Source organism: Acinetobacter marinus (assembly GCF_900096915.1).
GTDB lineage: Bacteria > Pseudomonadota > Gammaproteobacteria > Pseudomonadales > Moraxellaceae > Acinetobacter > Acinetobacter marinus.
This window is the reverse complement of the sequence record NZ_FMYK01000003.1, coordinates 168,417-193,773: the sequence shown is the minus strand read 5'-3', so window position 1 is coordinate 193,773 and position 25,357 is coordinate 168,417. Positions and strand designations below refer to the sequence as shown.

At 43.0% G+C, this 25,357-nt stretch carries 19 protein-coding genes; 5 read left to right on the top strand and 14 right to left on the bottom strand.

Annotated elements, in window-relative coordinates; genetic code table 11:
• Nucleotides 1–51: 51 nt before the first annotated feature.
• Nucleotides 52–1,104, top strand: a complete 1,053-nt coding sequence (locus tag BLQ60_RS06880) for a sensor domain-containing diguanylate cyclase (protein ID WP_092618697.1) — start codon at nucleotides 52–54, stop codon at nucleotides 1,102–1,104.
• A gap of 86 nt (nucleotides 1,105–1,190) precedes the next feature.
• Here BLQ60_RS06880 and BLQ60_RS06875 read toward each other — a convergent pair whose 3' ends face one another.
• Together BLQ60_RS06875 and hemE are read right to left on the bottom strand one after the other, a co-directional pair.
• Nucleotides 1,191–2,015: a DUF817 family protein gene (locus BLQ60_RS06875; protein ID WP_092617966.1), complete on the bottom strand. Its 825-nt coding sequence runs from the start codon at nucleotides 2,013–2,015 to the stop codon at nucleotides 1,191–1,193.
• Between the two features lie 144 nt (nucleotides 2,016–2,159).
• Nucleotides 2,160–3,230: a uroporphyrinogen decarboxylase gene (gene hemE, locus BLQ60_RS06870; RefSeq protein ID WP_092617963.1), complete on the bottom strand. Its 1,071-nt coding sequence runs from the start codon at nucleotides 3,228–3,230 to the stop codon at nucleotides 2,160–2,162.
• A gap of 302 nt (nucleotides 3,231–3,532) precedes the next feature.
• Here hemE and BLQ60_RS06865 point away from each other — a divergent pair, with 302 nt between their 5' ends.
• Complete coding sequence (locus BLQ60_RS06865; protein ID WP_092617961.1) at nucleotides 3,533–4,879, top strand: L,D-transpeptidase family protein; 1,347 nt, start codon at nucleotides 3,533–3,535, stop codon at nucleotides 4,877–4,879.
• Nucleotides 4,880–5,095: 216 nt separating this feature from the next.
• Here the strand turns inward: BLQ60_RS06865 and BLQ60_RS06860 are convergent, their stop codons facing one another.
• Nucleotides 5,096–6,400: a DcaP family trimeric outer membrane transporter gene (locus tag BLQ60_RS06860; protein WP_092617960.1), complete on the bottom strand. Its 1,305-nt coding sequence runs from the start codon at nucleotides 6,398–6,400 to the stop codon at nucleotides 5,096–5,098.
• Between the two features lie 467 nt (nucleotides 6,401–6,867).
• On the opposite strand from BLQ60_RS06860, the gene BLQ60_RS06850 reads away from it, so the two are divergent.
• Entirely contained in the window at nucleotides 6,868–7,572 is a 705-nt protein-coding gene (locus BLQ60_RS06850; protein ID WP_092617958.1) for a nitroreductase, read from the top strand.
• Between the two features lie 75 nt (nucleotides 7,573–7,647).
• On the opposite strand, the gene BLQ60_RS06845 is transcribed toward BLQ60_RS06850, so the two are convergent.
• Both BLQ60_RS06845 and BLQ60_RS06840 read right to left on the bottom strand, forming a co-directional pair.
• The gene (locus BLQ60_RS06845; protein ID WP_092617957.1) at nucleotides 7,648–8,862 is read right to left on the bottom strand and encodes a multidrug effflux MFS transporter; all 1,215 of its coding nucleotides are present in this window, start codon (nucleotides 8,860–8,862) and stop codon (nucleotides 7,648–7,650) included.
• 107 nt (nucleotides 8,863–8,969) lie between these two features.
• Nucleotides 8,970–9,563 (bottom strand): hypothetical protein, encoded by a 594-nt coding sequence (locus BLQ60_RS06840; RefSeq protein ID WP_092617956.1) that lies wholly within the window; start codon nucleotides 9,561–9,563, stop codon nucleotides 8,970–8,972.
• 183 nt (nucleotides 9,564–9,746) lie between these two features.
• On the opposite strand from BLQ60_RS06840, the gene yccS reads away from it, so the two are divergent.
• Complete coding sequence (gene yccS / locus BLQ60_RS06835) at nucleotides 9,747–11,993, top strand: YccS family putative transporter (protein ID WP_092617955.1); 2,247 nt, start codon at nucleotides 9,747–9,749, stop codon at nucleotides 11,991–11,993.
• Between the two features lie 85 nt (nucleotides 11,994–12,078).
• Here the strand turns inward: yccS and ftn are convergent, their stop codons facing one another.
• From ftn to BLQ60_RS06815, 4 genes are all read right to left on the bottom strand, one after another.
• Nucleotides 12,079–12,543 (bottom strand): heteropolymeric bacterioferritin subunit Ftn, encoded by a 465-nt coding sequence (gene ftn / locus BLQ60_RS06830; RefSeq protein WP_092617945.1) that lies wholly within the window; start codon nucleotides 12,541–12,543, stop codon nucleotides 12,079–12,081.
• Nucleotides 12,544–12,916: 373 nt separating this feature from the next.
• The gene (locus tag BLQ60_RS06825) at nucleotides 12,917–13,813 is read right to left on the bottom strand and encodes a metal-dependent hydrolase (RefSeq protein WP_092617942.1); all 897 of its coding nucleotides are present in this window, start codon (nucleotides 13,811–13,813) and stop codon (nucleotides 12,917–12,919) included.
• A 204-nt stretch (nucleotides 13,814–14,017) separates the two neighbouring features.
• The gene (locus tag BLQ60_RS06820) at nucleotides 14,018–15,028 is read right to left on the bottom strand and encodes an alpha/beta hydrolase (protein ID WP_143005192.1); all 1,011 of its coding nucleotides are present in this window, start codon (nucleotides 15,026–15,028) and stop codon (nucleotides 14,018–14,020) included.
• Nucleotides 14,961–16,448: a flavin-containing monooxygenase gene (locus tag BLQ60_RS06815; protein WP_092618694.1), complete on the bottom strand. Its 1,488-nt coding sequence runs from the start codon at nucleotides 16,446–16,448 to the stop codon at nucleotides 14,961–14,963. Before BLQ60_RS06815 ends, BLQ60_RS06820 begins: the two co-directional genes overlap by 68 nt.
• 101 nt (nucleotides 16,449–16,549) lie before the next feature.
• Here BLQ60_RS06815 and BLQ60_RS06810 point away from each other — a divergent pair, with 101 nt between their 5' ends.
• Complete coding sequence (locus tag BLQ60_RS06810) at nucleotides 16,550–17,569, top strand: AraC family transcriptional regulator (RefSeq protein ID WP_092617936.1); 1,020 nt, start codon at nucleotides 16,550–16,552, stop codon at nucleotides 17,567–17,569.
• 66 nt (nucleotides 17,570–17,635) lie between these two features.
• Here BLQ60_RS06810 and BLQ60_RS06805 read toward each other — a convergent pair whose 3' ends face one another.
• From BLQ60_RS06805 to rpsG, 5 genes are all read right to left on the bottom strand, one after another.
• Nucleotides 17,636–18,532 carry a 3-hydroxyacyl-CoA dehydrogenase gene (locus BLQ60_RS06805; RefSeq protein ID WP_092617933.1) on the bottom strand — a complete coding sequence of 299 codons (897 nt, stop codon included), beginning with the start codon at nucleotides 18,530–18,532 and terminating at the stop codon, nucleotides 17,636–17,638.
• Nucleotides 18,533–18,888: 356 nt separating this feature from the next.
• The gene (locus BLQ60_RS06800; protein ID WP_092617930.1) at nucleotides 18,889–21,051 is read right to left on the bottom strand and encodes a TonB-dependent receptor; all 2,163 of its coding nucleotides are present in this window, start codon (nucleotides 21,049–21,051) and stop codon (nucleotides 18,889–18,891) included.
• A 189-nt stretch (nucleotides 21,052–21,240) separates the two neighbouring features.
• Nucleotides 21,241–22,431 (bottom strand): elongation factor Tu, encoded by a 1,191-nt coding sequence (gene tuf, locus BLQ60_RS06795; RefSeq protein WP_092616210.1) that lies wholly within the window; start codon nucleotides 22,429–22,431, stop codon nucleotides 21,241–21,243.
• A 96-nt stretch (nucleotides 22,432–22,527) separates the two neighbouring features.
• The gene (fusA, locus tag BLQ60_RS06790) at nucleotides 22,528–24,666 is read right to left on the bottom strand and encodes an elongation factor G (RefSeq protein ID WP_092617927.1); all 2,139 of its coding nucleotides are present in this window, start codon (nucleotides 24,664–24,666) and stop codon (nucleotides 22,528–22,530) included.
• Between the two features lie 198 nt (nucleotides 24,667–24,864).
• Complete coding sequence (gene rpsG / locus BLQ60_RS06785; RefSeq protein WP_092617924.1) at nucleotides 24,865–25,338, bottom strand: 30S ribosomal protein S7; 474 nt, start codon at nucleotides 25,336–25,338, stop codon at nucleotides 24,865–24,867.
• Nucleotides 25,339–25,357: the final 19 nt, after the last annotated feature.

Genomic DNA, 25,357 nt, shown 5'->3' with positions numbered 1-25,357 from the left:
TTGTTACTTGATTACTTAAAAATTAAATTATTTTGATAGGTCATGCGCCTTATGTTGAAAAAAGCACAACGCATTGAACGTATTTTTGCACCCTCTGAGCTTTCTGGTTTTAACGAAAGTCATTGCATTCACTTACCTGTGGCTTTTATTTATGAGTTGACCTTTGCGGATTCTTTAAATGCTGTTTTGGATACAGTAGCGAAATGGGTCGGACAAATCTTTGAAGCTGACCGTGCCAGTATTAGTATTCAAAAAGACGCCGAACACCTCCAACTCTATGCCATTAATGGCAATCAAGCCATCCCCATGGAATTTGCCTTGCCGATTGCCAAAACCTTTATTGGTCGAGCTTTTGAAAGCTCAAAACTGATGATCTGCGATGACACAACGGTTTCTGATGAGGAGGATTGTATTATGCTCAGCTCAGGCGGATTAGGCAGTTGTATGGATGCGCCGATGATCCATTGTGGCGTCACCATCGGCACGCTGAATGTGGCGGATACTCGTACACATTGCTATAGCAAAGCCCAGGCGATCCAATTGCAATGTCTTGCCAACTGGATTGCGCTGAATATCCGTCTGCATTTGCAGCTCAAAGAAATGAATTTGCTGGCATCGACTGATGAGTTGACTGGCACATTTAACCGCCGTCGCTTTACCTTTGAAAGCCATGAGAATATGCAACGCTTTCTACAATCACGTATTCCCTATGTGATAGGGATTTTGGATGTTGATTTATTTAAGGATCTGAATGATCGTTATGGACATACTACAGGCGATCAGGTACTTAAAGATCTCACAGCCAATGTTCGTCAGCATATTCGCAAGCAGGATTTCTTAGCACGTATTGGTGGTGAAGAGTTTGCGATCATCTTGCCAGCTTGTGTCGCAGAGGAAGCCGAAGACATCTTTGAACGTGTCCGAGAAAGTATCGAACAGCACACGTTTTCTTATGATGCACATCGGATCCATTATACGGTCAGTATCGGTTATGCCGAAGTTGGTCTCGATGATCAACATTATGAGGATGTGTTTAAACGAGCGGATAAAGCACTTTATAAAGCCAAAGCAAATAATCGTAATCAGGTCTGTCTCGGGGTCTAATTGCGTATCCGCCAGCAATAATGGTGCTTAAAATTCTCTCAACTTTTGACTTGAGTGCGTTTTTTTGATTTAACAGCATTTTGCTTTTAATGATGTTTCAATTGCCAAATACGTTGCTGATTTGACAATATTTTCACCGCTCCGAGAATACGAAGCACCAGTACCACACTCAAAAGTAACAGCAAATACCAAGAGCCGAGTTTGCCCCACCCCACCATATGCCACGCATCGACTTGCGATGGATAGAGCCAAATTTGATAAAAGGTACTGATATTTTCTGCGATCCAAATCAAAAATGCCAAACACAGGAAAATGACCAACATCGGCAACTTAAACACATGCTGCTGAATTTTGAAATAAACCCACGTTTTGTAAAACAGCACTATAGAGATAAAAAATAGTAATAATCGAATATCAGCAATAAAAAACTTCGACATAAAGTTGATATACGACACTACAGCCAAAGTCAGCATCAAGGCGAAACTGGGCAAATTGACGATATGAACCTGAAATAGACGTAGGCTCCGTGCAAAAAAACTGCCTACCGCAGAATACATAAAGCCTGCAAAGAGTGGTACGGTGTAGAGTTTAAATACCGCAGGTTGCGGATATTGCCATGACGCAATTGCTGGATGAGTCAGGAACAACTCCATCCCCATCGCCATGACATGAAATAACGCAATCACCTTGGCTTCCGACCAACTTTCTAATTTGAAATACAAAAGGAAAATCTGTACCAAAACAGCAAATATCAACAAATAGTCATAGCGGTACAAGCCGTAAAATGACTCATGTCCCATCGGTGCTGTAACTACAAAAGCAAACAACAATAAAATGCCGAATAAAGCAGCCCAAACTGCTTTTGCGACAAATTCAATTACAAGTTTTGCACCGTTGACAATGATTTCCATAGACTTGATCAACGAATTAATCTTCTTTTTTGCAATACAGCAAAGTCACCACACTTTAACTGCAATACAAGGCAACCGAGTGAAGCTGTACAGGTCGTACTGTGAGCGAGATTAACGATGTAGTGCATTAAAGTGTGAAGACGCTTACAGATATTTTTGACTATATTCATGCACCGTATCTACAAAAACTTTTGGCATCGCAGGATCAACCCATTGCGTGATGCCATGTCCAAGATTTGCCACATAGCCAGTTTTTTCGCCATTGGCATAGGCTTGATCAATCATACGCTTTACAGCTGCTTCGATGGCTTTAGGCGTACCGTACAATGTTGCAGGATCAAGATTGCCTTGTAATGCAACACGTCCAGCCACTTGACTTCGAGCCTGCGCAAGTGGCGTGGTCCAGTCCAAGCCGAGCGCATCAGCACCACTTTCCAACATCTCAGGAATCCACAAGCCACCACCTTTGGTAAAGACAATCACAGGAATGCGTTGTCCATCTTTTTCCTTGGTTAAGCCTTTGATGATTTTTTGCATATATTGCAGAGAAAAATCCACATAATCTTGATGTGCCAGTGCCCCGCCCCAACTATCAAAAATCTGTACCGCTTGTGCGCCTGCATCGATCTGTGCATTGAGATAATCTGTTACCGAATCTGCCAAATGATCAAGCAAGGCATGCAGGAGTTCAGGCTTCGCAAACAGCATCTCTTTGCTATAACGAAAATCCCGACTCGAACCGCCTTCGATCATATAGGTCGCCAAAGTCCACGGACTACCTGAAAAACCAATCAATGGCACAGCACCGCCGAGCGCAGAACGAATGGTCGACACTGCTCGCATCACATAATCCAAATCACTGCTTGCATTGAGCTTTGGTAACTGCGCAATATCCTGCTCGGTGCGTACCACTTTTTGAAACTTTGGCCCTTCACCTGTTTCAAAATACAGCCCCAAACCAAGCGCATCAGGAATAGTCAAAATATCTGAAAACAAAATCGCCGCATCAAGCTCATAGCGACGCAGTGGTTGCAAGGTCACTTCACAGGCAAGCTCAGCATTTTTGCACAGCGATAAAAAATCACCCGCTTGCTCACGTGTCGCACGATATTCTGGTAAATATCGTCCAGCCTGACGCATCATCCACACTGGTGTGGTATCTACAGGCTGACGCAAAAGCGCACGTAAAAAACGGTCATTTTTTAAAGTGGTCATGGTGAGTCATCATTGGCTAAATTTGGTCGCCCATCATATCAAACTCAGTTGAAGTTGTGCATTACTCACATCAATTTCCGCAGTGCAAAATCAAACTGAATGCTTTACTTTTTTAAATTCCACAAAATAACAATATCGACACACACATTCTACAAAATATAAATATTTGTTTTTCATATCTAAAAAAACACAACCAAGTACACACAAGTCGACGCAAATTGTGTAGTACAATAACCTTATTATGCTAAGACGCTGTGCTCAGTTTTGAGTGCGGATAACGATAATTTTTCTAGGACAATTGCATGCTTGCACTTCGTAAACCATATAACAAACTCAGTTTAAGTTTGGGGATAGGACTTGCCTGTGCCCTTGCCCCTGTAGCCTATGCGCAAAATAACTCGACTGAGATTCCGATCGAATCTTACCGACTTTCGCAAAGTGCCAGCAATCAAACGACTCAACAAGCCGAAGCTGCCCAACAAGCGGTTCAAGTTGCACAATCACCAAACTCGCTCCAAAATCGACTGAACGCAGCACAATCTAATCCACCCGCACTCGATGTTGCTGACGCAACAACAGATGTTGCACAAGCACCAGTAGCTGCTACAGAAGATGCATCATCAAATGCTGACAACACGGTCGCATCTGGTACTGGTTATGCCGATCCAGAAGTTGCAGCACTGGAAAATAGCCCTGAAAATAAAGCCATGCCAACGGATAGTGCGTCTGTAGAAGCTGCTAAAAATGCCAAATGGACACTGGATGGCATTAATAACACCACGTGGGCACAAGGCATTGAAAAAGGTCGTCTACCGATTTTTGCAAAAATCCAAGTTTTGTTAAACCGTAAACATGCTTCACCTGGTGCGATTGATGGCGCAACAGGGATGAATACCCTGAAAGCGATTTCCACCTACCAAACCATGAATAATCTAAATGCCACTGGTAAGATGGATCAACAAACTTGGGATAGCTTGACCGCGGGTCAAACCAAACCTGTATTTGTGGAATACACCATTACTGCGGCAGACATCAAAGGACCTTATGCGAGCTCGATCCCATCGAACTATGCACAACAAGCCAAAATGAAAGGCTTGTACTATACCCGTGTCACAGAAATGTTGGGTGAACGCTTCCACATGGATGAAAATTTCTTACAGAAACTTAATCCAAATGCTACCTTTAAGAAGGCTGGTGAGAAAATCATCGTTGCCAATGTGCGTAACGATCTGCCAGAAGACATTCATTTGATCATTGCACATAAAGGTGCAAAACAACTGTATTTATTTAACAGTAAAAATAAAATGATCGCTTCATTCCCTGCGACGATTGGTAGTAGTGATACGCCATCACCAGAAGGAACCTATACGGTGAAAAATGTTGCACCAAATCCTTGGTACGGTTACAACCCGAAAAACTTCGTACAGGGCGGTAATATGAAGCCACTGTCGCTACCACCTGGCCCGAACAATCCAGTGGGTAATATGTGGATCGGTCTATCTAAGCCATCTTTTGGTATTCACGGTACACCGAATCCATCATTGATCTCTAAAACTGCGTCACACGGCTGTATTCGTTTGACCAACTGGGATGCGAATGACTTGGCGAAACGCGTTGAAAAAGGCATTACTGTTAAGTTCTTAGAATAATGCTCGTCTTTGAGATGTTGTGATTGAAATCCTGATATATGCAAAAGCTCTTCACATGAAGGGCTTTTTTATGGCGATGCTGATTCAATAATAAGCCTTACAAAAATCCGCTTTGCAAAATCAATCTTGCAAAAAGTACGCTTTGCAAAAATCAGGCATAAAAAAATAGCACATCATATCGATGTGCTATGTCTACTTCAGAATTCTTAAAGCGAATTAGAAGTTATAACGTGCCATGAAGCCAACACGGTTGTCTTTGTAGTCATCGCCAGCAAAGGTTTCACGTTTACCATTGATGTATTCAATACCAAGATCAACTGGTTTCACAGGTGAATAAATGAAGTTAATCCATGCTTGTTGCACTTCTTTGTTTGCAGTTGTCACGATGTCCGCATATTCACTGTCATCGTCTGCAAACATTGCGCCATAACCAAGGGTTGAGCGAAGATTCGGCAAGATTTTATAGGTTGCACCCACTTGGAATGCGTTAAATTCATTTTGCGCCAGATTACCATCTGCATCAACGGCAAATGCTGAATTTGAACCGTAGAGATAGTTACTATTTCCTTCAACATGAGAAACATCTGCAGTCAATTTAAGTGGCTCAGCCACTTGGAAACTTACACCCGCAGCCAAGCCCCAGCCAGTATCATCACTATCATTATCGCTTGCCGCTTCATAACGTTCTGCCATACCACGCACGCTGACATTACCTTTGCCGTCAGCAAAGCCTTGATTTAGCTTCGCAGTAAAAACTGGTAATTTATATTTTGCCGAAGTTGTGCCCCACTCTGCATCATCGACATCATAAGATGCTTGTGAGCTTTTACCTTCTTCAGCAGAGAAAAGAAGTTGTGTTTCTGGTGCAAGTTTAAAGTTATAACGGACTTGCGGAATACGCGTGGTACCACCACCGATGTTGGTACCAAAGTCAATCATCTCAGGCGCATGATTGCTTAAGAAGTTTGAAGTAGTTTGACCAAATAGCCAATTATTTAAAGTTAAATAAGCATGACGAATACGAAGGTTTTCACCTGAACCATTACCAGCGAAGTCAACTTCAACTTTACCACCGACATCTTGCCCTGCAACAGGGGTTTTAAAGTCTAAACCGATACGTGTAGTTTTCGCTGTTGCAACTAATTTGTCTTTAGTACCGCCAGTACTTGAAGCAACGCTGTTAAAGTCATCATCCGCACCTTCGATGATATAGTTGGCATCACCACGGATGAAACCATAAACATCCACTTCAGCACCCTTTTTGGTGGTAAGTTTAAGATTCTGCGGATCGACAATCACTGCTGGAGAAGATTGTACAGCTTGGAGCTGTTGACTGGTTTGCTGTACAGTATTTTGTTGTACTGCAAGCTGTTGTCCTTGTTGTTGAACTAAAGCACGAAGCTCTTGGATCTCTGCACGAAGTTGTGCGATTTCAGTTGAATCTGCAGCATAGCCCGTAGAAGCCATAGCCCCCAATGCCAAAGTTAGGCTGCTTAGTTTTAGCGCTTTTTTCAAACTCATACTCTACTCCTCATCAACTCGGATGTGCTAAGCCCCTTCATTATTGATTTGCTTTAGCATCTCGCTGATCCATTCCTGTTGAAATCAAAATTTTTGGCAAGTACCGCATTGTAATAATATGTTCATGAATTTGTGAAGAGATATAGCCAAAAGTATAAAATTTGCATAAAGTTATATTTTTTTGTGAATTAAATTTTTATTTATATTTTTCAATTAGTTGCATGCAGTGAAAAATCACATATTATAAAAATAAGAAAGCATTGCAAAAATAATGATTAAATTTTGCTTAAATGTCTATTTTTTAAACACATCATTTTACAAATTTAGCGCATTTTTTCTTGAGAATTTGAAATTCGCCTTGAGTTATGCAACTTTTTGCATTGCGCATTTGGACATGCTTTTATACACTCAACGCATCAGTTGGCTATCTTATAGTGCCGATCTCCATCGAAGTGAAAAGGATATTTATGAATACTGAACAAGTTGCCCTCGTTGATGACGCCATTACCTCACGTCATTCCGTCCGAGCATTTTTAGATCAAGCGGTCGATGCTTCAATGATTAAGGATATTTTGCGGGTGGCGAGTCGTGCGCCCTCTGGCACCAATACCCAGCCGTGGAAGGTCTATGTGGTCACTGGCAATAAGCGTCAAGAAATGATTGATCGTGTGGTGGCAGCGCAGCTCGAGATTTATGAAAGTCCTGAAATGGCGAATCAATATCATGAAACCTTTGCCTATTATCCTGAAACGTGGATTTCACCCTATATCGACCGTCGCCGTGAAAATGGCTGGGGCTTGTATGGTTTGCTGAATATTCAAAAGGGTGAAAAAGAAAAGATGGCGACGCAACAACTGCGTAATTATCAACTGTTTGATGCGCCTGTTGCCTTATATTTCACCGTGAATAAAGCCATGGGCATTGGCTCAAAAATGGACATTTCCATGATGATTCAAAATGTCATGGTCGCTGCCAAAGCCCGTGGACTGGATACCTGTCCGCAAGCAGCATGGAATCATTTTCACCCGATCGTGCTCGATGTCTTAGGCGCGCCAGATGATGAAGAATTGGTGTGTACGGTGGCACTGGGTTATGCCGATCCTGAGCACATCGTCAATACCTTTATTACACCACGTGTCGATGTGGACGAATTTAGCGTATTTTTGGATTAAGTGTAATCCAGACAAATAAAGCGGATGCATCAAGCAAAAATAAACCCTCTTAACCTGAGGGTTTGTTTTTTAGGCTTATTTTGCAAGTGCAAATCTTTTTGCTCGTACTCGCATTACATAAACGCAGACTAAGCCAAAGATCGCAAAAATGGTCATGGTCAACGCCATATTTTGTAAGACAGAACCTGCAAATAGACTGAGCAACACCCCTGAAAAAAGTCCAACTGCAAACTGTAAACTGCCCATCAAGGCACTGGCTGTGCCTGCTCGACTTTGTTGTTCTGACAGTGCAAGTGCTGTGGCGTTAGGTCCTGTAAAACCAAGTCCTGCAACCACCATAAATAGGGCGATAAGAATACCTGCTGTACCGACATTGATCGCAAAAGCATTCAGCATTAACAGGATCGCCCCGACAAACTGTAATGTGCCACCAAAATGTAATAAAGCAAGTGGTCCGACTTTTTTGACGATCTTACTGTTAGCAAAAGAAAATAGCATGATGCCAAATGCATTTAAGCCAAATGCCAGCGCAAATTGATGTTGATTAAAACCTAAACTTTCCATAAATAGCGCCGATGCAGAAGTCAAATAGCAATACATCATGCCCGAAAAGCCTGTCATCGCCAGTAGTGGTGTACGAAAGCTACGATCTTTTAAGATATTGCCATATAAAATAAAAACTTGTGAAAGATTCAGATTGAGACGGCGTTCGACGGGCAATGTCTCTTTAAAAAAATAATGCACGCAAGCCAAAGCCATCAAGCCAACCAATGCCAAGATAATAAAAATCGAATGCCAACTAAAAAATTGAATCAACACCGAACCGAGCAAAGGCGCAATAATCGGTGCAATCCCCAAGATCATCGCCATATGTGCAAGTGCTTGTGCTGAGGTACGCACATCAAGGCTGTCACGAATCGCTGCACGTGCCATCACCACACCAACACAGCCACCGAGCGCTTGCAGTACTCGTGCGCCAATCAATGCCCATTCGCTATGCGCAAAAATACATAATATCGAACCAATACAATAAATCACCAAACCAATATACAGCGGTGGCTTGCGTCCAATGCGATCACTCAAGCTCCCATAGAATAACTGCCCTAGCGCTAGCCCAAGAAAATAAGCAGGAATCGAATTGGAAATGCTGATGGTGGTGGTGCCAAACTCGACCGCCATTTCTGGCAACGCTGGCATATACATGTCAATCGACAAAGGCCCTAACGCCGTTAATAATCCCAAAAGCGCAATCCACTGAAATGAATATTGCGTCTTTGTAGCCGTTGTCATGTTGTTTAACCCACCATTTTCAAGAGGCGATATTATACGCCCAAACGAGATGTGCTGTGAAAACCAGTTCTCAAAATTTGTAAACTCAACTGATATCCCATAATAAATCAACCATTTTCATTGAGGATCACGACTTGATCGACACGCAATAACTCACAGGCGCCATCACCCGTATCTTCTCGACTCAATGAACTACGCCAGACCCAGCCATCATCGGCACGAATTTCCACCAAATCACCACTGAGATAGACCATATCATCTGCTTTGACTTGCGCTAACTGCCGACCAATCGAGGCATTGGCAGGAATGATGTGAATATTACTGCTACTGGTTTCAATCTCTTTGACGGAAATCGGCGGTGCAGATTTGCTATACCACCGATACCAGCGTCCGCCTTGACTAATATCGAGTTGCTTATAAATGCTTGGATCAGCCATCTTGCCCCAACCCACAGCAAAATCTACAGGACTAAATTCAGCATCTCGACCGAGCAGATAATTTTCTCGACTTAAAATCCGAAATTCACCTTCAAAATGCTCAAGTGCAGTGATGCTGTACCCTTCCACATGCTGCACAGCCGTATCCGAACTGACTGCTGAGGTTTTCGGCATGTCTTCTAGGTTGGGATTAGGCTTAAATACCCAAATCCACAGCAGATAAGCGATCGCCAACACCACGATCCATGAAATTTTTTTCGACACGATACGAATGCCCCAACAGCAAACCCAAATTGAGTTGCTCGCTTTAGTTGCGTGATTTAGTGACTCAATTTAGTTGCGAGATTAAATTGCCAAGTTTGTGATATTTTGCATTGCCTTTGCGCAAATTGACATATAATTATTTGATCTCTTTACTTTCAAAAATATGACAGCGCTGAATCCCCTGTGAATACCATTAGCTCAATCAAACGAATAAGTTATAACACGACCTTGATGTATGGTCTGCGCATGCTGATTGCCTTTACAGGAACGGCTTTTATTCCCTATTGGCTCGGTCAGCAACTCCTCACCATTCCACTGACTCTGGGCGTGATCGCTGCGGCACTCAGTGATATTGATGATCGATTTTCTGTACATATCCGCAATTTGGTTTTGACCTATTGCGGTTTTTTTATCACGGCGTCTGGGGTCGAACTGCTATTTCCGCACCCTGTGCTGTTTGGCTTTGCGCTCATCGTTTCCTGCTTCAGTCTAATTTTACTCGGCTCATTGGGCAAACGCTATGCCACGATTAGTTACGGCTGTTTGGTCATTTCTGTGTATACCATGCTGGGTGTCGACATCTTCCCTGAGTGGTGGCAACAGCCTGCGCTATTGGTCACTGGTGCGGTGTGGTATGGACTGCTGTCATCGATCAGTTTTTTACTTTTCCCTGTACGCTTAGTGCAAGATCAGTTGGTGCAATGCTATCAATTGGTCGGCAATTTCCTCTTTGTAAAATCCAATCTATTCGATGTCGATATGACCCCGAAGAGCTATCAGCAGTCGATGATTGATTTATCCCTTGCCAATTCCAAAGTCGTCGGTAAATTTAACGAAACACGAGTTGCGCTGGTGACTCGACTCAAAGGTGACCGTGGACGCAAAGACACTCGACGCAGTCTGCAATATTATTTCATCATTCAAGATATTCACGAGCGAGCGGATTCGGCGCACATTGATTATCAAAAACTCTCGAAAGTCTTTCAGCACCGTGATGTACTGTTTCGTTTTCAACGGATTTTGACCTTACAAGGCAAAGCCTGTCAGGACTTGGCAACAGCGATTGCCAACCGCCAACCTTATGTGCATAACCCACGTTTTGTGCATGCATTTAAAAACCTGGAACGCTCGATTCAGCACTTACAAGAAGAATTGCTGATTCAGTCGCACCACCCAGAGGCGACATCACCGCTACTTCATTTGAGTCATCGTGATGCGGATATTGACTTATGGATCAATGCATTACATGGACTGAGTAATAATCTCAAAGAAATCGATGCACAGCTTCACAACCTTGAATCCGACCGAGCATTAAATAGCAAAACAGAAAAACAAAATGATCCAAATAAAGAACATGCATTAAGAGATGACAGCTTGCAAAGCTGGGGCGATGTTTGGCTACGCATGAAACAAAACCTCACCCCAGAATCCAGCCTATTTCGTCATGCCACACGCTTATCGATTTTATTATTGATCTCCCATATCATCGTGCAAGTGGGACAGTTTGAATATGGCTACTGGCTGGTGTTGACCGTGCTCTTTGTCAGCCAACCGAACTTTAATGCCACCAAACGACGTTTAAAACTGCGGATTTTGGGGACATTGGCAGGCATCACTTTAGGCACGTTTGTGATTCATTTTGTGCCATCCGTGGAAGGGCAACTATTTATCATGGTGCTCAGCGGTGTATTTTTCCTGCAACTGCGTGCCCAGCAATATGCGCAGGCGACCATGTTTATTACCCTGCTTGCTTTGATCAATTTCCACCTTGCCGATCCTGAGCTGAATGCTGCGTTGCCTCGTGCGATTTACACCATTGCAGGCTGTTTTGTGGCATGGCTCGGTGTGACCTTTATCTGGCCAGACTGGCAGTTCCGCAGATTGCCATTAATTATCAATAAAGCCTTTGATAGCCAATGTAATTATTTACACGAAGTGGTGAAACAATATCATCAAGGGCGCAATAATGGATTGGATTATCGTGTGGTCCGTCGCCGAGCGCACCTCATGGATGCCGACCTCGCTTCGCTGATTTCGACTTTGGCAACAGAACCTGATGTCGACCCTGATCAAAAGCAACAGTCCTTCAAACTGCTGAGTTTGAATCATACGTTGCTGAGCTATATCGCTGCGCTCGGTGCGCATCGTGAGCAAATTACGCATCCACAAGTGCTAGAAATTCTTGATGATGCCTTAGAAGACATCGAAGGCGCACTGCTCCGAGATGAAAGCCCACAGCTCAAGGCACATGCTGCCATTCAAGCCTTAAGACTGCTCAATCGTGCTCAAGACACCACCCTTGATCCTGCTGAAAATGTGGTATTACAACAAGTGGCGTTAATTATTAATCTCTTGCCTGAGATCAGCACACTTAAACAAAGTCTGACCTATGAGCATGATCCGCATGCAACGGCGTTGGGTTCGCTATAAATCTTTTGCGCTCATCTCGCAGCCTACAAACCAAGAAAAGCCAGCATTATGCTGGCTTTTCTTGGCTCACGATCAAATCTGAAAATCACATTTGTGATTGGATATAATTCTGCAAACCAATTTTCTCGATCAAACCGAGTTGCTTCTCTAACCAATAAGTATGATCTTCTTCGGTATCAGACATTTGCTGACGAAGCATATCACGTGTTACAAAGTCACCTTTTTCTTCACAGAGCTTTACGCCTTTTGCCAACTTCTCACGCACTTCATATTCCAGCGCCAAATCAGCTTTCAGACAGCTCACCACATCAGCGCCGACATTGATGTCATGACGATCCATATCTGGTGTACCTTCGAGGAACAAGACACGGCGAATAATCGCATCTGCGTGGGTCGCTTCTTCTTCCATCTCGTGATTGATGCGCTCATAAATCTTGCTTAAGCCCCAATCCTCATACATCCGAGAATGAATCAGATATTGATCACGAGCAGCAAGCTCACCGCCAATCAGCATATTTAAATAGTCAATGACTTCAGGATTACCTTGCATAACTCACCTCCAAATTTTTCTCTATTATGAACGATTTTAAAGATAAATCAACCCAAAGTATCACTTAAGTATTTGATTTTAAATAATTAATAATGAGAAACAAACGCATTTACACTTTACCTTGAACTCTCTACAAAATGACAATTCCTTCAAGTTGTTGAATATTTGGTCATAATTTATTGAAACTATTCTCACTTATTCTTTGCCTATCGCAAAAATAGAAAAAAGTGATGATTTCACACTGAATATCCAAAAAATAAACAGCTCAAAAACCGCATAAAAAAAATCGCACCTGCATCGATACAGGCACGATATGATGAAAAGTTACTGAGTTAGAAATATCGGAGTCGTAAATGATTTCTCAACCCAAGGTTTATAAGCCGAGCTTCGCTTTCCATTTCTCAAGCAATGCGACTGTGTCCAAATCATTTGGGTGAAACTGCGGACGAAAATAAGTGAATATTTCACCTGCAAAGCCCGTAATAATGCCTTTGGATGGGCTGTATGCATACTTATAGATCATGAGTAATTCTTTGAAGTTCAATTTCTTGTCGGCTTTGAGTAGGCGCAAGGTAAACTGCGCTTGCGTGGCAAGAATCATACTGATGGCGATCACCAATGCCACGGTGCGCAGTGCATAGGACTTTGCACCTGTGCCAAAGATGCCTTGATAGACATCATAGGCGACCGCTTTGTGCTCGTTTTCCTCGACTGCATGCCACATCCACATATAACGCATGGTGTCATCGGTCATCAGCGCTTGAATATGTGGATTGGTTAATAACTCTGAAGCAATGGTTGCAGTGAAATGCTCAAGTGCCGTGGTCGCTGTGAGATCAATCATTTCTTGACTATAACCAAACGGTTTCATTGCTTTGGCGAAGAACTTGCGCCCGAACTGAATCACACTATCGGTGTTTTTCTCAAGTGTCGCCACATCATGACCAAACTTTTGTGCTGATGCATTAAAGCCGACATGTTCATGGGTATGCATGGCTTCTTGCCCGATAAATGCACTGATTTCTTTTTGTAATGCTTTATTGTCTTTGATGGCAGGGTGATAACGCACTGCACGCACGCTGTCGATAAAGAGCTGTTCACCCGCTGGAAACAGCGCAGACAGTGCCGTCATAAAATGGGTCAGCCCTGCTGAACCATCCATCCAATATTCAGGCACATTGTCAAAATTAAAATTCATTCGACGTACTGGGAAAGACGCCCCTTGACGATTTGATATTTGAGTTTTGGCGATTTGGACTTTTGCATTCATTTTTGTACTCCATGACATCCAAGTCAGTATTGACCAATGATGTCGATCTGCGATTGTTCAATTTATTGTAGGAAATTTTATTTTTATTGCAGAGTGATCAGGAGGACAGAAAAATATCAGATGAGGACAATCAGGTACTTTTTGCAGATTTCTATCCACATCATACATGATTGTCCTGATACAGCGTTTCGATGCTATTGTTGGCTAGGCAACGACTTTGAGTTTTGCACTCACTGGGAATTTTTCCTTTAAAAATTGGATTTGCAATGCAACATTTTGTTCAAACACTTGCCCTGTGCACAGCTCAAAATGGTTACTGTCTAATACCGTATATTCAACATTCGGCATTTTTTGTGTAGCTTTGCGAATCGCAGTCTCTGGAATAATACTGTCACGTGCACCTGCGATAACACAGACTGGCATCGCTAAGCGATGTGCATTGAATATTGGATTGTACATTGAGATTTCGAGAAAAATCCGAGCACGTACTTTATTTTCCCAGTTGGCATTTGCTGGAAGTTGCGACATATAGCCATCCCATGCATCAAATGCAGTCATGGCTGCGACATCATCTTCATGACCAACGATCGGTCGATAGACAGACTTACCTAATGTTCCTGCAACGAGATCAGCAATACCCGCCATGCTCAACTTCAGCAATTTTGCCAGTGGCACACCCGTTAAGCTCGATAGCCCACTGACATGCGGTGCTTGTAACACCACCGCTTCAATATTGGGATGCTTTGCTGCTGTTTGTATTGCATGACCGCCTGAAAATGAATAACCCCAGAGTGCAATCCGTTGGGTATTCATATTTGGCAAGGTTTGAATAAACGCCAAAGCAGCTTGCCAGTCTTCGATATGACGCTTCGGACTGACCCAATGCCTTGGTTGTCCTTCGCTATCACCAAAGCCACGATAATCAAAATAAAATACAGCATACCCTTCTTTGGCAAAGCGTTCAGCAAATGTAGGTAAACCCGCATCTCGAATCATGCCAAAGCCTTGCGCCATCAAAATAATTGGTGGGTTTGATTCATATTCTGGCTGTAGCAGGGTGCCTACACAGCGAGTGCCTTGACTGATGAAACTCAATTGTGTGCTTTTCATAATCACATCCTTGTCATTACTTGATTCTTGGTGATCGTTACGCCACTTTTGCCTTGAAATCCATACGTGAGGCTGTCGTATGTGTCCACACCAATGCCGATGCATCAATGGCTTGACCAAACATGGCACTGTCTTTCTCAAAGCTATGCGTCACCAACCATTCCGTTGATCTCCCTTGACGAGGCATCACACCGTCACCACGTTGCACATAGCCAGACTGCAATGACGATACAATACTTTTGCCCGTATTCTCTCCTGCTGGTGCAACAGGTTTGACAGCCGCCACTTGACGCTTGTCCATCTCTTGAATCAAGCGACAGATATAATCACAAGCCAAATCAATTTTTAATGTCCACGGTGCATTGGTATAGCCAAAGAGATAAGCAAAATTTGGCACGTCTTCGAGCAAGACACCTTTGTAACTCATTTTGTCACCTGGATTAATTTTTTCATGATCGACGGTTACTTGAATACCGCCAAGCATTTGGATCTGTAAACCCGTTGCCGTGATGATAATATCTGCTTCGAGGGTTTTCCCTGACTTTAATAAAATGCCATTCTCGGTGAAACGATCAATATGATCTGTCACCACAGAAGCTTTGCCTGATTTAATCGCTTCAAACAAATCGCCATCAGGCACAGCACATAGACGCTCATCCCGCGGCATATATTTTGGGGTGAAATGTGACATGTCATAGTCATCACCGAGTTGCTTACGCACACTGTCGATCAGGAAACTACGCATTTTTTCAGGGAAACGACGTGAAAGTTTGAACAGTGAACGCTGGATGAAGATATTGCGCTTTCTAAACATTTTATAAACCACATCTTCTGGCAAAATCTTTTTGCATGCATCCAGAATCTTATCGGTATTGGGAATGTTAAAAACGTAGCTTGGCGAACGCTGCAACATGGTGATATGTGCAGTTTTGTCCGCCATTGCAGGCACCACAGTCACAGCAGTTGCGCCACTGCCGATGACCACGACTTTTTTGTTGCTATAGTCTAAATCTTCAGGCCAATGTTGCGGATGAACGCGGATGCCTTGATAGTCCTCCTCACCTTCAAACTTCGGCAAATACCCTTGATCGTGATTGTAGTAGCCTGTTGCAGACACCAGATAGTTACAGACAAATTCTTTGCTTTCGCCAGTTTGCTCATCGACTGCTTTAACTGTCCACTGGTTGGTCGCCGTAGAAAAATCAGCGGAAATGATTTTGATACCGAATTGAATTTTTTGTGCTAAACCAAATTTCTCAGCGGTATCTTGCACATATTGACGAATCGACTCGCCTGCCGCTAAGACTTGATTTCCTGTCCATGGATTGAAGCCATAGCCAAAACTAATCATGTCCGAATCGGAACGAATACCTGGGTAACGAAATAAATCCCAAGTCCCGCCAATCGCTTGGCGACGCTCAAGAATAGTAAAGTTTTTATTCGGATTTTTCTGGGCAAGTTGGCACGCCATGCCAATCCCAGACAGTCCTGCACCAATAATAATTACATCATACGCAGCGTTCATATCAGACTCCATGTCTTGCTTGTTTTTTGTACTCATTTAAGATGACGCATTTTCTCATTTAATACTTGACATGAGGAGACAGATATTTAACTCTAAAAGACATGACAACGATGGTACATGCAAGTGGCATTCGGGGTTATCTCGATGTGATGCAACACATTGATTTTGACCCTCAAAGCCTACTTGAATATTACGGATTTACAGTCGAAGAACTGTATCAGGACGATGCTTGGCTATCTCAGCGAAGTGTTGTAGATCTGCTCGAAAGTACCGCTGCCCAAGCCAAATGTCCTGATCTTGGCTTGCGTATATCAAATCATCAAGACATCAGCATCTTAGGGGTGCTCAGTGTGATCTTGCAAAGTGCTGAGTCGATGCGACAAGTCATCGAATATACTTCGGAATATTTGTTTTTACATGGTCCAGGTTTGGTGATGTCACTGAATGATCCGAGCCCACTGATCGATGATGCGGTCGAAATTGTCTTTGAAATCCGACTGGATGATTATGCGCCACAAAGACAAACCATGGATATTTGCTTAGGCACAACGCATCGTATCTTTAAATGGTTGGCTGCTGAACATTATGAGTTAAAGGCGGTCTCTTTACCCCACAACCCTTTGGCTAGTCTTGCAGAATATCAACGCTTTTTTGGCGCACCGATTCATATCAATCAAGAACGAGGCGCACTGCACTTACATCGCAGTGTATTGCACCGCCAACCTCATGGTAGCAATGCGGCACTGCGTGAAATGGCGCAAGATTATTTAGCCCGATACTTTCGCAACCCAAAAGAGCAGATTAGCTCAAGTGTGCGCAAGGCACTGCGTATTCATCTTGCCAGCGCGCGTGGAAATAAAATTCAAGTTGCCGATATGCTTGGCTTACACCCAAGAACCTTACAACGAAAATTGGCAAGTGAAGGAACCACTTTTGAAGAAATCAAAGACAATATCCGCAAAGAAATGGCATTACAATATCTATGGGAAACGCCAATCCAGATGAGTCAACTCGCAGATATTTTGGGATTTTCTGAGCAATCAGCACTCAGTCGTGCAACGAAACGCTGGTATGGCATGTCACCCAAAGCGCTTCGTCTAGCAAAAGGTCAGACATTATAAACAAAGTGCTTAACGATTCTAGACAGGACGATTTTCCCATCTAGAATCGTATTGAAAATTCATTTTCTATTTTAAAAATTCAGCAGATTCATAGGCAGGATTTGGATAATGATAAAATCCTTCGCCCGTCGGTATACCCAGAATGCCTTTGTCCAGAAACTCTGATTTTAGCAGTGCTGCTATCTGCGCCAATTCTGCATTTTGCGTGGTGTCTGCTTGTAATTTGGCAATATTATATGCCGTGGTAATCCCAATAATGTCCACAATCGCAAAAGGTCCCAAAGGCACACCAATCGCTTTCATCCAAGTCTTATCAACAACATGAGGATCAGCAACCTGATTCGCCCACAGTCCTAAACCTGCCATCACGAATGGTAATAATAATGAATTTAAAATATAGCCTGGTTGTTCCTTATATACAGGTAACGGCAACATCCCTATCGATTTTGCGAACGCTAATAGTGCATCAAAAACTGCAGGATCGGTGCTCGCATGCCCCATCACTTCAGCCGTATTAAATCGCCAAATTCGGTTGGCAAAATGTAATGCAAGAAACTTCTCTGGTCGCCCTGTCGCTTCGGCAAATTGGCTGGGTAGCATCGTCGATGAATTGGTGGCAAAGATGGTTTTCTCAGGGGCAACTTTGGCGAGTTGCTGATAGAACGCCGTTTTAATTTGCGGATCTTCTGGTACTGCCTCAATCAACAAATCTGCATCTTGTACAGCAGCCGCCAAGTCCGATGTATAACTTATTCTGTTAAATGTATCATCCAATTGAGCTTGTGTTGCTTTCAGGTCTTTGCGATAACATTCACTTAAAGTCGCAAACTTTGATTTCGCCTTGTCCAGCGATTCTTCATTCAGGTCATATACGCTGACATTGAAGCCATGAAACGCTGTCTGAAATGCGATTTGATAACCTAATACGCCACTTCCTGCGACGGTTATATTTTTAAAATTCATTATGATATCCCTTTTGATTAGACTCGATCATTGATAAAACATCTTCACACAATCCACTTTATTACAAAATTCTGCAATACCCGATCGTCCATCCACGAGAATGAGATGATGTGCAGAAATTATTCTGTATGCTAATTTTAAAAAAGACTTGTCTAAAGAAGACATTTATTTAACTTTAAAAGACAGCATGGACTAAAGTATGTATCCACACGCAATAAATACTACAAAGTATGGTCATTTACGCTCAGCTTACTTGAACGATATTTTTAGCGCATAAAAAATGCATCAATGCCCGAAAAAGTAAAGACATCGATGCATGTTTTCACGACAGATGACAGTGGAAACCACCGCTGTACTTAGAATAAATAATTCACTCGCAACAGATAATTACGTGGTGTACCAGGCATACTGCTTGAACGCCAATATTCCTTATCCGTCACGTTATTGACGGCACCCGTGATGCTCCAGTTGTCATCTTTATAGCCAATCGCTGCATCAACTCGTGTCCAATCAGGCATTTTGAAGGTGTTTTCATCATCTACATAATACGAACCCATATAGGTCGCACCGATCTCTGCATAAATCTTATCTGTAGCAAGATAACGCACAAATAAGTTTGCCGTATGTTTCGATGTATTCTCGAGTTCATTACCTTCGAGTGCTGGATCTGCTTTATTTTCCTTGATTTGTGCTTCTTTGTAGCCATAGCCACCACGCACATATAAATCATCGAGCAGACTACCAATAAAGCTCAACTCTACGCCCTGAGAACGATGCTCTCCTGCAACTGCCCATGTATATGGATCATTTTCATCTGGGTTGTAGCGAATATTGTGTTTTTTAATGTCAAAGGCAGAGAACTGGGTACTTAAACGCCCATCTAACCATTCACTTTTTACACCAACTTCAAATTGATCATTTAATTCAGGCTCAGCATTGAATGTGTCTAAATTCGTGGTCGCACTGACCGTATTCACGCCAACTCGCCCACCAAAGGGTGCAAAGCTACGTGAATAAGATGCATACAAGCTGTGTTCAGGAACGGGTTGCCAAATAATACCTGCATTCGGACTCCACGATTGATCGGACACCTCCCGAACAGAACCATAGCTTGATGAAGATTGTAATTTATTTTCAGCCGAGCTGTCATAATCATCAAAACGCACACCAAGCATGACTTTGACTGTCGGCACAATAGTGATCAAGTCTTGAATGAAAATACCCAGATTTTTACTTTCGTAATAATTGTGCTGAGTCAGCTGAATATCTTCAGGACGGTTATTGAAGCGATCGCCAGTCAGTGGATTAACAAAGCCATAGATCAAAGCGCCACTGCTATCTTTATTAGAAAGTAGAGGCTCACGTTCCTCAATCGAATAATCCACACCTGTGGTCAAGTGATGGCTAAACGCACCCGTATCAAAGTCACCTTGTAAGGTCAAAGCAGTTGATGTGGTAATATTATCGGTCTGTTGCCAATAATAACGCTGATTAATATATCCTTGATAGCAACCGACGTTTGTTGCTGTCGGTGCTTGATTATCTGTACACAAATCACCTGCATAAAAGTGATCAAAATTTTGCTCAGTTTCACGATAGCTCGCTGACCAATCGAGTTTCCACTGATCATTAATGTCATATTTAATATTGGTGCGGAAGAGTTGCAAAGTGTCTTCGACATAATCGCCGTCTTGAGCAAAGCCCATTTCAATCGATGTGCCTTTCGGTAAATCTTCATAGGACGGGCCACGATCAGGTACACGAGTCAATTTGTCATAGGTATATTGCGTCGTCCATGCAAAGGTTTGATCATCATTCCGATAAGTAAAACTCGGTGAAAGCATCTCGATTTGGCTACCAATGCCCTCTCGAAAACTATTGGTATCTGCATATTCACCCGTCAAACGCACCGCAAAATTATCATTCATCAATTGATTTAAATCGAAGGTGTAACCGACATCATCATATGAACCGACATAGCCACCGATTGAGCTTTTCGAATCGAAGTTGGCATATTTCGTGACCATATTAATCACACCGCCGCCACCGCTACGCCCATAAAGCACCGATGCAGGTCCTTTCAAAATCTCAATACGTTCCACATTGGCGGTGCTACGGCGAATCTGACCACTTTCACGGATACCATCTCGATAGATATCCCCTGTGTCTGCACTAAAACCACGAATCATAATGCCATCACCACGCATATCATACGAAGTATCAATCCCCGGCGTCCCTTGAAGCATGACACTCAGATCGTTAGCACCGTAGGTTTTATATTTCGACACATCAATGGTATCAATGGTCTGCGGAATATCTTTCTTATCCAAGCCATTACGTGTCACATTTGCTTGTTTATAGTCCACATAAGTTTTGATTGGATCACCCTCATCCATTGCCTCAATGACGATGGTGGGCAAAACCACAGCCCGATCCTCAGCATGCGCAGTTGTTGTTAGATAAGTGATCGAAAACAAGTTCAAGATGCTCAAACTCAGCAGTGTTTTGCGGAATGCCATAAATTCACCAATGCAAATATTAAGGCGAATGATTCTATATTAGTTTTACGCAAAAATACATTAGAATTCTCATCTTCATTCTTAAACTGAATTAATTAATTAAATTTCACACAGTTTGCGTGCTCAATAGATAAAATTCACATGTAAAAAAAGCGCCCAATGGGCGCTTTTTTAGATCACAGCAGTGACTTATGCAGTTACTTTCGCAACAACACCAGCACCTACTGTACGACCACCTTCACGGATCGCAAAACGTAGACCTGGATCCATCGCAATCGGGTGGATCAATTCTACTGACATTTCTACGTTGTCACCTGGCATAACCATTTCAACGCCGTCTTGCAATTGGATCGCACCAGTGACGTCCGTTGTACGGAAGTAGAACTGTGGACGGTAACCGTTTAGGAATGGTGTATGACGACCACCTTCTTCTTTAGAAAGTACATATACTTCCGCGTCGAATTTGGTGTGTGGTTTGATTGTACCGGGCTTAGCCAATACTTGACCACGTTGTACTTCTTCACGTTTTGTACCACGTAGAAGAACACCACAGTTCTCGCCTGCACGACCTTCGTCTAGCAATTTACGGAACATTTCAACACCAGTGACTGTTGTTTTCGCTGTATCTTTGATACCAACGATTTCAACTTCTTCACCCACTTTAACGATACCAGTCTCTACACGACCAGTAACAACTGTACCACGACCAGAAATCGAGAATACATCTTCAATCGGCATCAAGAAGTCTTTGTCGATTGCACGCTCTGGCTCTGGGATATAAGAGTCAAGTGCTTCAACCAATGCAAGTACAGCAGATTCGCCGTATTGACCCGCATCACCTTCAAGCGCTTTCAATGCAGAACCACGGATAACAGGCGTGTCATCACCAGGGAAGTCATAAGAAGAAAGAAGTTCACGAACTTCCATTTCTACGAGTTCAAGCAATTCTTCATCATCAACAAGGTCACACTTGTTCAAGAATACAAGAATGTACGGTACACCAACCTGACGAGAAAGTAGGATGTGTTCACGAGTTTGTGGCATTGGACCATCAGTCGCAGCACATACAAGGATCGCACCGTCCATTTGCGCAGCACCAGTAATCATGTTTTTCACATAATCGGCGTGTCCTGGGCAGTCTACGTGAGCGTAGTGACGTGTAGGAGAATCGTATTCTACGTGTGAAGTATTAATGGTAATACCACGTGCTTTTTCTTCTGGTGCAGAGTCGATTGCTGCGTAGTCTTTTGCTTCACCACCGTAGGTTTTAGCACAGATTGTTGCAATCGCTGCTGTCAAAGTTGTTTTACCATGGTCAACGTGACCGATCGTGCCCACGTTTACGTGTGGTTTATTACGTTCAAACTTAGCCTTAGCCATGTTCATCTTCCTTTGTAAGATTGCTTATGCAGGATCACTGCACAAGCATTAGATTTTAACTATAAAATTTAGTTAGGCAATATAGTAATCGAAAGATTACTCGTCGTCACCTTTTTTACCACCTGATTGGAATTTAGTGATAATGCCTTCCGCCACGTTACGTGGTGTTTCAGCATATTTTGCAAATTCCATAGAGTAAGTCGCACGACCTTGAGACATAGAACGCATTTGCGTTGCGTAACCAAACATCTCAGCAAGTGGCACTTCTGCACGGATTGCTTTAGTACCACCAGGTAAATCGTCCATACCTTGAACCATACCACGACGACGGTTTAAGTCACCCATGATATCGCCCATGTAGTCTTCAGGTGTTTCCACTTCGACTTTCATTACAGGCTCAAGAAGTACAGGGTCAGCTTTCATGAAACCATCACGGAATGCATAAGAACCAGCCATTTTGAACGACAATTCGTCAGAGTCGACATCGTGGTAAGAACCGTCATAAAGCACAGCTTTAACGCCTACAACTGGGTAACCAGCCAAGACACCGTTCTTCATACGTTCTTGAATACCTTTGTCAACTGCACCGAAGAATTCTTTTGGTACAACACCACCAACAACTTCTTCAGCGAATTCGTATTCTTTACCAGACTCATCAACTTCAAGCGGTTCAAGACGGACATAGACGTGACCGAATTTACCTTTACCACCTGTTTGACGAACAAATTTACCTTCTTGTTCAACCACTTTCTTGATGGTTTCACGGTATGCAACCATTGGCTTACCAATGTTCGCTTCAACACCGAATTCACGCTTCATACGGTCAACGATGATGTCAAGGTGAAGCTCACCCATACCAGCAATGATGGTTTGACCAGATTCTTCGTCTGTGCGTACACGGAACGATGGATCTTCTTTCGCCAAACGACCCAAAGCAATTGACATTTTTTCTTGGTCAGCTTTCGTTTTTGGTTCAACAGCCAATGAAATCACTGGATCTGGGAATTCCATACGTTCAAGGGTAATGATGTTTTTCTCATCACACAATGTATCACCCGTAGTCACGTCTTTAAGACCGACACACGCTGCGATATCACCTGCACGGATTTCGTCAAGATCTTGACGCTCATTCGCATGCATTTGTACGATACGACCAATACGTTCACGCTTAGACTTCACTGGGTTATATACTGGGTCGCCTTGTTTAAGTACACCAGAATACACACGAATAAAGGTCAAGTTACCCACGAACTTGTCATTCATGATTTTGAATGCAAGTGCAGAGAACGGCGCTTCATCAGAAGATTCACGAGTCGCTTTGGTTTCGTCCTTGTCATCAAGAACACCTTCGATCGCTTTTACTTCAGTCGGTGATGGCAAGAATTCAATCACAGCGTCCAACATACGTTGTACACCTTTATTCTTGAACGCTGAACCACACAACATCACTTGGATTTCTGAAGCCAATGTACGTGCACGTAGACCTGCAATGATGTCTTCTTTAGAAAGATCACCAGCGTCTAGATATTTGTCCATCAATTCTTCAGAGGCTTCAGCCGCAGCTTCAACCATGTTGGTGCGCCACTCGTCTGCTGTATCTTTAAGATCCGCAGGGATGTCGCCGTATTCGAACTGCATACCTTGAGATGCTTCATCCCAAATGATTGCTTTCATTTCGATCAGGTCAACAACACCTTGGAAGTTTTCTTCAGCACCGATTGGTACAACGATTGGTACAGGATTTCCACCCAAACGTGTTTTAACTTGTTCAACAGCACGGAAGAAGTTGGCACCAGTACGGTCCATCTTGTTCACGAATGCCAAACGAGGCACTTTATATTTGTTTGCTTGACGCCATACAGTTTCAGACTGAGGTTGTACACCACCAACGGCACAGTACACCATGCACGCACCATCAAGTACACGCATAGAACGCTCAACTTCAATCGTGAAGTCTACGTGTCCCGGAGTATCAATCACGTTGATACGGTGTTGATCAAATTGGTTACCCATGCCTGACCAGAAACAAGTCGTTGCAGCAGAAGTAATGGTAATACCACGTTCTTGCTCTTGTTCCATCCAGTCCATTGTTGCTGCACCGTCATGTACTTCACCGATTTTGTGAGATACACCTGTGTAGAACAAAATACGTTCTGTCGTGGTCGTTTTACCTGCGTCAATGTGCGCAGAGATACCGATATTACGGTAGCGAGAAATTGGAGTTTGGCGAGCCATATCTTACATTCCTAAATTTTGTTATTTAAAACAGGACGCATCAACACAAAATTGATGCGTACAGATACTTATGTCGTGTTTTCACGATGTCAGCAGATATCTTAAATACCTGCCCACCCCCCACTTTGATGGAAAGCGATATTAAATCGAATAACAGCATACATAAGTATTCTCCTGATAAGGGACTGTTTTATCCGCTTAGAAACGGTAGTGAGAAAAGGCTTTGTTGGCTTCAGCCATACGGTGTACGTCTTCACGTTTTTTCACCGCAGCGCCTTTACCTTCAGATGCATCAAGCAACTCACCAGCAAGACGTAAAGCCATGGTTTTCTCAGAACGCTTAGCAGCAGCATCTACTAACCAACGCATAGCCAAGGCAGTACGACGGGATGGGCGTACTTCCATTGGTACTTGATAAGTAGCACCACCGACACGGCGTGCTTTTACTTCGACCATTGGGCGAACTTTTTCAAGTGTATCTTCAAAAAATTCTACAGGGTCTACACTACTATTTTTTTCTTGAACGCGGTCTAAAGCACCGTAAACGATACTTTCTGCAATCGATTTTTTACCGTCTTGCATAACGTGGTTCATGAATTTAGCGATTGTTTGGCTACCAAACTTAGGATCCGGAAGGATTTCACGGGCAGCGACTACGCGACGTCTTGGCATTTTAATCTACCTAACTTTA